This window comes from Micromonospora sp. AMSO1212t, assembly GCF_008868145.1.
Lineage (GTDB): Bacteria > Actinomycetota > Actinomycetes > Mycobacteriales > Micromonosporaceae > Micromonospora > Micromonospora tulbaghiae.
In genome coordinates, this window is record NZ_WBKS01000078.1 from 17,645 (window position 1) to 27,221 (window position 9,577).

The 9,577-nt window shown below is 71.5% G+C and carries 13 protein-coding genes; 12 read left to right on the forward strand and 1 reads right to left on the reverse strand.

The window, feature by feature from the left end:
• Positions 1–260: 260 nt before the first annotated feature.
• From F8279_RS19340 to F8279_RS19395, 12 genes are all read left to right on the forward strand, one after another.
• Positions 261–845 carry a CDP-alcohol phosphatidyltransferase family protein gene (locus F8279_RS19340; protein ID WP_175438872.1) on the forward strand — a complete coding sequence of 195 codons (585 nt, stop codon included), beginning with the start codon at positions 261–263 and terminating at the stop codon, positions 843–845.
• Positions 842–1,798, forward strand: a complete 957-nt coding sequence (locus F8279_RS19345) for a DUF881 domain-containing protein (RefSeq protein ID WP_151500673.1) — start codon at positions 842–844, stop codon at positions 1,796–1,798. The genes F8279_RS19340 and F8279_RS19345 overlap by 4 nt, the downstream gene beginning before the upstream one ends.
• Positions 1,795–2,127: a small basic family protein gene (locus F8279_RS19350; protein ID WP_091426880.1), complete on the forward strand. Its 333-nt coding sequence runs from the start codon at positions 1,795–1,797 to the stop codon at positions 2,125–2,127. Before F8279_RS19345 ends, F8279_RS19350 begins: the two co-directional genes overlap by 4 nt.
• Before the next feature lie 10 nt (positions 2,128–2,137).
• The gene (locus F8279_RS19355; RefSeq protein ID WP_151500674.1) at positions 2,138–3,076 is read left to right on the forward strand and encodes a DUF881 domain-containing protein; all 939 of its coding nucleotides are present in this window, start codon (positions 2,138–2,140) and stop codon (positions 3,074–3,076) included.
• 54 nt (positions 3,077–3,130) lie between these two features.
• Entirely contained in the window at positions 3,131–3,511 is a 381-nt protein-coding gene (gene gcvH, locus F8279_RS19360; protein WP_091426882.1) for a glycine cleavage system protein GcvH, read from the forward strand.
• A 216-nt stretch (positions 3,512–3,727) separates the two neighbouring features.
• Positions 3,728–4,180: an FHA domain-containing protein gene (locus F8279_RS19365; RefSeq protein ID WP_007071101.1), complete on the forward strand. Its 453-nt coding sequence runs from the start codon at positions 3,728–3,730 to the stop codon at positions 4,178–4,180.
• Positions 4,181–4,230: 50 nt separating this feature from the next.
• Complete coding sequence (locus F8279_RS19370) at positions 4,231–4,932, forward strand: MerR family transcriptional regulator (RefSeq protein WP_175438873.1); 702 nt, start codon at positions 4,231–4,233, stop codon at positions 4,930–4,932.
• Positions 4,933–5,141: 209 nt separating this feature from the next.
• Positions 5,142–5,606 (forward strand): bifunctional nuclease family protein, encoded by a 465-nt coding sequence (locus tag F8279_RS19375; RefSeq protein ID WP_091427077.1) that lies wholly within the window; start codon positions 5,142–5,144, stop codon positions 5,604–5,606.
• A gap of 167 nt (positions 5,607–5,773) precedes the next feature.
• Entirely contained in the window at positions 5,774–6,361 is a 588-nt protein-coding gene (locus tag F8279_RS19380; protein ID WP_225853331.1) for a MerR family transcriptional regulator, read from the forward strand.
• A gap of 435 nt (positions 6,362–6,796) precedes the next feature.
• Positions 6,797–7,186, forward strand: coding sequence for a group 1 truncated hemoglobin (locus F8279_RS19385; protein WP_091426885.1), 390 nt, complete (start codon positions 6,797–6,799; stop codon positions 7,184–7,186).
• A gap of 2 nt (positions 7,187–7,188) precedes the next feature.
• Positions 7,189–8,364: a globin domain-containing protein gene (locus F8279_RS19390; RefSeq protein ID WP_151500675.1), complete on the forward strand. Its 1,176-nt coding sequence runs from the start codon at positions 7,189–7,191 to the stop codon at positions 8,362–8,364.
• Positions 8,365–8,419: 55 nt separating this feature from the next.
• A complete protein-coding gene (locus F8279_RS19395; protein ID WP_091426887.1) occupies positions 8,420–9,097 on the forward strand; it encodes a DivIVA domain-containing protein in 678 nt (225 codons plus the stop codon).
• Positions 9,098–9,146: 49 nt separating this feature from the next.
• Here F8279_RS19395 and F8279_RS19400 read toward each other — a convergent pair.
• A partial coding sequence (locus F8279_RS19400; protein WP_151500676.1) for an NAD(P)H-binding protein occupies positions 9,147–9,577 on the reverse strand: 431 nt, incomplete at its 5' end.

Here is a 9,577-nt window from a genome sequence, read left to right on the forward strand (position 1 = left end):
CGCAGCGGGCACCCGGAAGAGAGCGGCGAGCCCGATATAGTGGCAGCGCAACTGGGCGGCCCGTGATCACGACGATGGCGGGCCGCGTCGGGGAGGTCCCAGCCCGGGATCACAGAGGGCGCCGGCGTCTGACCGGCCGGCAACGCGCACGTCCCTCCAGCGGCCGCTCATCCGGCTGCCGGACCGTGCTGCGAAGGGAGGGTTCGGTGTCGCGTCGGCCGGCTCCAGCGGAGCAACCGGATTCCGGGACCGCCACGGTCGTGGGAGACCGCGTCCTCACCCTGCCCAACCTGATCAGCTTCGTCCGGCTCGTCGGCGTGCCGATCTTCCTCTACCTGTTCCTCGTGGTCCGGGCCGACGTCGCCGCCATCGCGGTGCTCGCCGTCGGCGGCACCAGCGACTGGGTGGACGGCTGGATCGCCCGCCGCCTGGGCCAGGTGAGCCGGCTCGGGGAGCTGCTCGACCCGCTGGCCGACCGCCTCTACATCCTCGCCACGCTGCTCGCGTTCACCGCCCGCGAGGTGGTGCCCTGGCAGTTCACCGGCGCGCTGCTGGCCCGGGAAGTGCTGCTGCTGGTGTCCCTCGGGGTGCTGCGCCGCTACGGCTACGGCCCGCCGCCGGTGCACTACGTGGGCAAGACCGCGACGTTCCTGCTGCTGGCGGCGTTCCCGATCCTGCTGCTCGCCGACGCGGTGCCGGACATCGGTACCGCCGCCGGCGCGATCGGCTGGGGGCTGGCCTGGTGGGGCCTGGTCCTCTACTGGGTCGCCGGCGCGATGTACGTGGTGCAGGCGAGCCGTCTCGTGCGGGCCATGCGGGCGGGGCGTCCCGGGGCGGCGGCATGACCACGTCGCCGCCCCGGGACGGGGAGAAGGAGCGCGACCCGTCGAACCGGGTGTACGCGCCGGACTTCCTGACCGAGCTGTTCCGCAATCCGCTGGATCCGGGGTACGGGGACGCGGCGGCGCGCCGGGCGACGGGCTCGATGTCGCGGGTGCGGCAGGTGCTGGGCCGGCCGGTGAGCCTGGTGGTGCTGGCGCTGATCGGTTTCCTGTTCGCGGTGGCGTACCGGGAGACGATGGCGGAGGAGCCGAGCCGCGCGACGGCGCGGGCGGGGCTGGTCGCCGAGATCAAGGGGCGGGAGGCGGAGACCGACCGGTTGACCGAGCGCGCCGAGCAGTTGCGTGAGGAGGTCAGCCGGCAGCGGGACGCGGCGTTGAGCGGTTCGCAGGCGTCCCGGTTGCGCACGTTGGAGGCGGGGACCGGCCTGGCCCGGGTGCGTGGGGACGGCGTGGTGGTGCGGCTGGCCGACGCGGCGGCGGACCAGGACGGGGTGACCGGTGGGGACGCGGGCCCGTCCCGGGTGCTGTACTCGGATCTGCAGAAGGTCGCGAACGCGTTGTGGGCTGCGGGCGCCGAGGCGGTGGCGGTGAACGGCCAGCGGTTGACGGCGACGTCGACGATCCGGTCGGCGGGTGAGGCGATCCTGGTGGACTACCGGCCGGTGACGGGTCCGTACGAGGTGCAGGCGATCGGGCCGAGGTCGATGCGGGACCGGTTCGACGAGAGCCGGGCGGCGGCGTTGATGCGTGAGGTGGCGCGGACGACGGGTCTGTCGTTCGGGGTGAAGCGGGTCGACGACCTCACCTTGCCGGCGGCGCCGCAGCCGCGGCTACGCTACGCCGAGCCTTCGGTGAGTCCGAGTGCGCGCCCGTCGGGTTCGGGTGGCGCCGGTTCGTCGAGTCCCGGGTCGTCCGGCCCGGGTGGTTCTTCCAGCCCCTCGGGAGGTGGCCGATGATCGCGGTGCTGGCGTTGCTCGCCGGTGTGGTGCTCGGGGTGTATCTGGACCCCACGGTGCCGGCGGCGTTGCAGCCGTATCTGCCGATCGCGGTGGTGGCCGCGTTGGACGCGGTGTTCGGTGGGGTGCGGGCGAAGCTGGACCGGATCTTCGACGACAAGCAGTTCGTGGTGTCGTTCATCTCGAATGTGCTGGTGGCGGCTCTGATCGTGTACCTGGGTGACCAGTTGGGCGTGGGCGGTCAGTTGTCCACGGGTGTGGTGGTCGTGCTCGGGGTGCGCATCTTCGGAAATGTGGCGGCGATCCGCCGGCACCTGTTCCGGGCGTAGGTTTGTGGCGATGAGCGAGGAACACAGGGAGACGGGTACCGGGTGGCCGCGGCCGGGGGAGCCGGCGCGGCCGTCGGGTCCGGCGGGTGAGCCGGATCCGCGCCCGGACGCGCCCGATCCGGACGAGTTGAGCCCGTTGGCGCCGGTGGAGCCGGTGCCGGACGAGGTGGCGGAGCCCGCGGAGCGGGAGGCGGTGCCGGAGTCCGAGCCGGAGCCTGGTGCGGCGGCTGGTGCCGGGGCGCCGTCGGCGGCGCGGCGGTTCTCGTCGGCGGGCGCGATGATCGCGGTGTTGCTGGCGCTGCTGGGTTTCACGCTCGTGGTGCAGTTCAAGACGACGTCGACGGATCCGACGCTCGCGGCGACGCGGGAGGAGGACCTGGTGCGGATCTCGTCGGATCTGGATTCGCGGGAGCGGCGGCTGCGCCAGGAGATCGAGTTGCTGGAGGAGAGCCAGCGGCAGCTGCGGTCGGGTGAGCAGGGCCGGCAGGCGGCGCTGGAGGAGGCGACGCGGCGGGCGGACGAGCTGGGCATCCTGGCGGGTACGTTGCCGGCGGTGGGTCCGGGTCTTGAGGTGCGGTTCTCGGGGCCGGCGAAGGCGGTGTCGTCGACGCGGATCCTGGACGCGGTGCAGGAGCTGCGGGGTGCGGGCGCGGAGGCGATGCAGATCCAGGGCGCGGACGGTACGGCGGCGCGGATCATCGCGTCGACGTATTTCGTGGACGGGGCCGAGGGTGCGCTGGTGGTGGACGGGCGGCGGTTGACGGGTCCGTTCACGATCATGGTGATCGGTGATCCGGCGACGATGCGTACGGCGTTGAACATTCCCGGCGGGGTGGTCGCATCGGTGCGGGACGGCGGCGGTAACGTGACCTCCGAGGATCGTGAGGTTGTGGAGGTTTCGCAGCTGCACGCGCCGATCAAGCTGGACCACGCGCGGCCGGTCTCGTGACCGGTCGCGGCCGCGCCGGTTTCTCCGGTGCACCGATGACGAAGGACGCAGTTGGTGATTCCTGAGGATCTGCGGTACACCGCCGAGCACGAGTGGGTGGTCGGTGGTGACGGTGGTGTCGTCCGCGTCGGTATCACGCACTTCGCGCAGGACGCCCTGGGTGACATCGTGTTCGTGCAGCTGCCGGAGCCCGGTGCGGTGGTGGCCGCGGGTGAGTCGCTGGGCGAGATCGAGTCGACGAAGAGCGTGTCGGAGATCTATGCGCCGTTGAGCGGCGCGGTGGCGGCGCGCAACGAGGCGTTGGCCGACACCCCTGAGGTGATCAACACGGATCCGTACGGTGCGGGGTGGTTGGTGGAGATCACTCCGGACGATCCGGCGGCGGTCGAGGGTCTGCTGACCGCCGATGCGTACCGCGAGCTCACCGAGAGCTGAGTTCGTGCTGTTCCGGGCGGCGGCGAGGTTCCGCGCGTCCGGTTGCCCTGCATTTCGGCGCTGGCTAGGCTCGCCCAGTCGACCGAGAACCAATAGTTTGAGCGTTGCGGAATGCGCCTTCCCGGGCACGGGGAGCCAGCCGCCGGGTGTGGTGTTGCCCGGCGGCCAGACCCGCCATTCCCTGACGCCGACCGAACAGATCCGTGAGGTGGTCCCATGACGCGCCCAGACGACGAGTTCCCCCCGCTCGACGTCACTTCGACGCTCAATCTCGGTTCGCTCGACGAAGTGCTGGAGGGGCCGGACACCGATGTGGTGCCGAGCCGCATGTCTGGCTCGTTGCCGCCGGGTATGGCGTTGCTGGTGGTTCGCCGGGGCCCGAATGCGGGTGCCCGGTTCCTGTTGGACCACGATGTGACGACGAGTGGGCGGCACCCGGACAGTGACATCTTCCTGGACGACGTGACGGTGTCGCGTCGGCACGCGGAGTTCCACCGTGACGGTGGGACGTTCACGGTGCGGGATGTGGGCAGCCTGAACGGCACGTACGTGAATCGTGAGCGGGTCGAGGCGGCGACGCTGAGCAACGGTGACGAGGTGCAGATCGGCAAGTTCCGGGTGGTGTTCATCGCCGGTCCGCGCCCGGAGGAGGAGGCCGGCCGGGGGTGAACGAGCCTGCGGCTTCGACGCCGTCCGGGGCGGCGCGGGCGCCTGCGCTGATGAGTATCGGCGAGGTGCTGGCGCAGTTGCGGCCGGAGTTTCCGGACGTCACGATCTCGAAGTTGCGGTTCCTGGAGGCCGAGGGCCTGGTGGAGCCGCAGCGGACGCCGGCGGGTTATCGGAAGTACGGCTGGGACGATGTGGCGCGGTTGCGGTTCGTGTTGACCGCGCAGCGGGATCAGTACCTGCCGTTGCGGGTGATCCGGGAGCAGTTGGCCCAGTGGGACGGGTCTGGTCCGTCGCCGGGGCGGGGGCGGCCGAATCTGGTGGCTGTGGGTCCGGGTGGTGAGATTCCGGGCCGGGAGCCGGCGGAGTCGGTCGAGTCGTCGGAGGTGCGGCTGGACCGGGCGGGTCTGATCGCTCGTAGTGGTGTGGACGAGTCGACGCTCGCGGAGTTGGAGCGGCTGGGTGTGCTGGTGTCGGATCCGCCGGGGTGGTACGACGCGGACGCGCTGATCATCGCGAGTGCGGTGGCGGGTCTGGCGGCGTACGGGTTGGAGCCTCGGCATCTGCGGGCGTACCGGTCGGCGGCGGATCGTGAGGTCGGGCTGTTCGCGCAGTTGGTGGCGCCGTTGGCGCGGCAGAGCGATCCGGCGGCCCGGGCTCGGGCGGCGGAGACGGCGCGGGAGCTGGTGGCGTTGTCGCAGCGGTTGCACGCGGCGTTGGTGCGGGTGGGGCTGCGGTCGACGTTGGGCCGGTGAGGTTGTGGAAGGGCCGGGTGCTGTGGGCGCCCGGCCCTTCGTGGTGGGTGGGCGCGGAAAGATCTGGTCGGTGGAGCGTGTCGTAGGCTTGCCGGGGTATGCCCGTCCGGCGAGGCGTGGTGCACGTAGCGCGTGGGACTCCCGTGTCCTGGTCCGTGTACCGTGCAGGGAAGGGCGCGGTGCAAGGTGACGACGACACGGAGGCGGCGGTGCGCGAGCTGAGCGTGGTCGGAGTTCGGGTGGAGTTGCCCAGCAACCAGCCGATCGTCCTGCTGCGGGAGGTCGAGGGGGACCGCTATCTGCCGATCTGGATCGGTGCGGTCGAGGCGACGGCGATCGCTTACGAGCAGCAGGGGGTCAAGCCGGCCCGGCCGTTGACGCACGATCTTCTGCGGGATGTGCTGGCGGCGTTGCAGGCGCCGTTGCGGGCGGTGGAGATCATCGAATTGAAGGAGAACGTGTTCTACGCGGATCTTCTCCTCGGTGACGGTGTGCGGGTGTCGGCGCGGCCGAGTGACTCCATCGCGTTGGCGTTGCGGGTGGGTGCTCCGATTCGTTGTGCGGAGCAGGTCCTCAGCGAGGCGGGGATCGTGATCCCGGACGAGCAGGAGGACGAGGTGGAGAAGTTCCGGGAGTTCCTGGAGCAGGTGCGTCCGGAGGACTTCGCGGGTTGAGGTGTCCCGGCCGGGTGGCCGGGGTCGGCGCGACGGTGGCCGGCGCGGCGTGTCGTGGTGTCTCCTGCGGGTGAAGTCCGGGGGGCGGCGTTAGGGTTGCCGTGTCGAGGGGTGCGCGTACGGGGAGTCGGCGCGGCACCGCCACGGGCGCGGGGAGGTTGGTCCGGATGCACGAGCCGCGGGATCCTGGTCCGAGTGCGGAACAGCAGGCGGGTGTGGGGGCCGATCCGGCCGCTGACGGCGAGGTCGGCTACCGGGGTGTGACCGCGTGTTCGGCGGTGGGGATCAGTTACCGGCAGTTGGACTACTGGGCGCGTACGGCGCTGGTGGTGCCGAGTGTGCGCGACGCGTCGGGTTCGGGGACGTCGCGGTTGTACTCGTTCCGCGACCTGGTGGTGTTGAAGGTCGTGAAGCGGCTGCTGGACGCCGGGGTGTCGTTGCAGAACATCCGTAAGGCGATTGAGGCGTTGCGCTCGCGTGGGGTGGACGATCTGGCGGGCATCACGTTGATCTCCGACGGGACGACCGTGTACGAGTGCCGGTCGCCGGAGGAGGTGGTCGACCTGTTGCAGGGCGGCCAGGGGGTGTTCGGCATCGCGATCGGTGGTGCGTTCAAGGAGATCCAGGGTTCGTTGTCGCATCTGCCGGCGGAGCCGGTGGGTGGGCAGGAGCCGGCCGTGCCGGCGGTGGAGCCGGAGGCGGAGTCGGTGGGTGACGAGCTGGCGGCGCGCCGGGCGCGCCGCCGGGCCGGGTGACCTGCGTCGCGTCTCGTTGACGGGATCGCGCCGCGCCCGAAAAGGGTGCGGCGCGATTCGTGTTTTGGTGACGGGGTGTGGTCTCCGTCCGGTGGCTGACGTGGGTGGACGGTGTGGACCGGGCCGGCTGAGAGTCGGCGCAGGTCACGGCATGTGTGTACGCGATGTCCGAAAAGGACGGTACGTCGTGCGCGTTGACGGCATGTGTGCGAGCGGCTGCGGTGCGTTCACCAACTGCGGCCGTGTTGCTGACTGTCCGTGATTGACAGTTCTCGGGATCCGCACAGGGTGGGCGTGAAGTGTCGTGGCGGGCGCGCTATGGTCCGTTCCGGTCGTCGGCGTGTCGACGTCACGGCGGAACGCTGTGTGACGCCGCGCCGGACGGCGAGCCCCTGCCGCGGCGCTGCCCGCGGACCCCTGGTGGAAGGACCGAGCATGACGGTGACGAGCGAGACCACCCCGATCTCCCACTACGAGCGCATCGGCGGCGCGGCCGCGGTGAAGGCCGCGGTGGAGCTGTTCTACGACAAGGTGCTGGCCGATCCGGATCTGGCCGGCTACTTCGCCGACGTGGACATGGTGGAGCAGCGGCGGCACCTGGCTCTGATGCTGGCGGTGGTGCTCGGCGGTCCCAACGAGTACGCGGGCCGTGGGCTGGCCGAGGCGCACCAGTCGTTGAGCATCACCGGTGGGCACTACGCGAAGGTCGGTGAGCACCTGACGGCGACGCTGGTCGAGCTGGGTGTGCCGGCGGACGTGATCGCCGATGTGCAGGTCGTGCTCGGGCAGGTGCGGGAGCAGGTCGTGTCGGCGGGGGACGCCTGAGCGTGGACGTCGCACGGCTCAAGCAGAGCTGGTCCCTGGTCGCCGCGCACGGCGACCAGGTGCCGCTCTACTTCTATTCGACGCTGTTCCTGGCGCATCCGGAGACCCGGCAGATGTTCCCCACGAACATGGCCGGGCAGCGGGACCGTCTGGTGGCCGCGCTGGGGCATGTGGTGTCCCACGTGGACCAGGTGGACCGGCTGGTCGGGTTCCTGCGGGATCTCGGTGCGGATCACCGGAAGTTCGCGGTGCGCGCCGAGCACTACCCGGCGGTCGGTGAGGCGCTGCTGGCGACGTTGCGGCACTTCTGCGGTGAGGCGTGGACCGACGAGCTGGCCGCCGACTGGACCGCGGCGTACGGGCTGGTCGCGCAGGTGATGACCGAGGGCGCGCAGGCCGCGGAGTCGCAGTCGCCGCCGTGGTGGGTGGCGGAGGTGCTGACGCACGAGCAGCGCACGTTCGACGTGGCGGTGCTGACGGTCCGCCCGCAGTATCTGTTGCCGTTCGCGCCGGGCCAGTCGATCGGGGTGTCGCATCCGGCGGTGCGGTCGTGGCGGTACTACTCGCCGGCGAACGCGCCGCGTCCGGACGGCACGGTGGAGCTGCACGTGCGGGCCGCGCCGGGTGGTGTGGTGTCGTCGCGTCTGGTGTACGGGTGCGCGGCCGGTGACCAGCTCCACCTGGCTTCGCCGGTGGGTGACCGGCTGACGTTGTGGCAGGCCGGGTCGTCGGATCTGCTGCTGCTGGCCGGTGGGACCGGCTGGGCGCCGGTGAAGGCGCTGGTGGAGCAGGTCGCGGCGGAGGGTTCGGGACGGCGGGTGGACCTGTACGTGGGTGCCCGTTCGCGGACGGAGTTCTACGACAGCGAGGCGATCGACAAGTTGGCGGCGACGCATCCGTGGCTGCGGGTGTCGTACGTGGCCGGTGCGGATCCGGCCCGGCCGGGCGAGTCGGTGCGGATCGCCGACCGGGTGCTGGCCGACGGGGACTGGCGGTCGCGGCACGTGTACGTGTGCGGCTCCGACGAGATGGTGGGTCATTCGGTGGCGGCGTTGACCGGCGCCGGGTACCAGCCGGGTCAGGTGCATCACGAGGGTTACGGCAAGCACTGGTACGGCCCGGCGTGGCGGACGATGACGGGCGCGGACGGGCCGGGAACGACGGAGGTGGGCCGGTGAGCGCGAGGAGTGAGCCGGTGTTGCGAGCCCCGCAGTCGGGAACGGAGGTGAGCCGGTGAGTGCGGGTCCGATCAGCAGTTACGACGCGCAGCAGGTGTCCGGTCCGGTGCAGGTGCGGTTGACCTCGGACCGGGTCCGGCGGTGGGAGTTCGGGTCGGCGGCGTTCACCCGGCGCGGCTACGACCAGACCGACGTGGACCGGTTCCGGTTGCAGGTGGCCGACGAGCTGGATCTGCTGGCGGCGCAGGTGGCGAACCTGCGGGCGGAGAACGAGCGGCTCAACGATCATCTGGAGCTGCACCGGCACGGGGTGATCCCGAGTACCGAGGCGGTGACGCCGGCGGCGAAGGAGGTCAACCTGTTGTCGGCGGCGCAGCGGGAGGCCGAGCAGATCATCGCGCAGGCCCACGACTACGCGCGCCGGGTCGCCGAGTACGCCCGTACGCAGTACGAGAGTTACATGCGGGCGGCGGCGGAGGAGGCGAAGCGGGAGGCCGAGCGGGCGGTGACGGAGTACCGCAGCGCGGCCGGGAGCGGCTTCGACGACTCGGTGGCGACGCGGGAGGCGTTGCGGATCTTCGGCGAGATGATGATCTCGCACATGCAGGCGGCGGCCCGGCACCTGGACGACGGCAGTGAGCAGTTGTCGCGCACGATGGAGCGGATCGCCCGGGAGCTGCCGCAGGGCGGTGGGGGCTCGCCGCAGCCGGCGTTGTCCCGCCACCAGCGTTGACCGGCGTCCCGGTCCGCCGCGGCGGGCGGGCCGGGACGTGCACGGTGGGTCAGGCGGTGACGGCGGCGACCGCCTCGGCGATGGGGCTGTCTCCGCCGACGAGTTCCAGGGTGTGCCCGGCGGTGGCCGGGGCGTAGAGCAGGGCGAGCAGGACCCGGGCCACGTCGGCGCGGCTGATCGCGCCGGGTTCGACGTGCCGGGCCAGGGTGATCCGGCCTGCGGGTTCGTCGTCGTTGAGGCGGCCGGGTCGCAGCACCGTCACGTCGAGGTCTCGTGCGGCGACGTCGTCCTCGGCGGCCTTCTTGGCCCGCAGGTACGCCGCCCACACGTCGTCGGTGCCGTCGGCGGGCGCGGCGTCCACGCCCATGGAGGAGACCAGCAGGTAGCGGCGTACCCCGGCCTGGACGGCGGCGTCGGCGAGCAGCACTGCGGCGCCCCGGTCGACGGTGTCCTTGCGGGCGGCGCCGCTGCCGGGTCCGG

Bases quoted from the DNA above. Each gene is read 5' to 3' on its own strand.
- F8279_RS19345 (WP_151500673.1), top strand. From the start codon at position 842: ATGACCACGTCGCCGCCCCGGGACGGGGAGAAGGAGCGCGACCCGTCG.
- F8279_RS19350 (WP_091426880.1), top strand. From the start codon at position 1,795: ATGATCGCGGTGCTGGCGTTGCTCGCCGGTGTGGTGCTCGGGGTGTAT.
- F8279_RS19355 (WP_151500674.1), top strand. From the start codon at position 2,138: ATGAGCGAGGAACACAGGGAGACGGGTACCGGGTGGCCGCGGCCGGGG.
- F8279_RS19365 (WP_007071101.1), top strand. From the start codon at position 3,728: ATGACGCGCCCAGACGACGAGTTCCCCCCGCTCGACGTCACTTCGACG.
- F8279_RS19370 (WP_175438873.1), top strand. From the start codon at position 4,231: ATGAGTATCGGCGAGGTGCTGGCGCAGTTGCGGCCGGAGTTTCCGGAC.
- F8279_RS19380 (WP_225853331.1), top strand. From the start codon at position 5,774: ATGCACGAGCCGCGGGATCCTGGTCCGAGTGCGGAACAGCAGGCGGGT.
- F8279_RS19385 (WP_091426885.1), top strand. From the start codon at position 6,797: ATGACGGTGACGAGCGAGACCACCCCGATCTCCCACTACGAGCGCATC.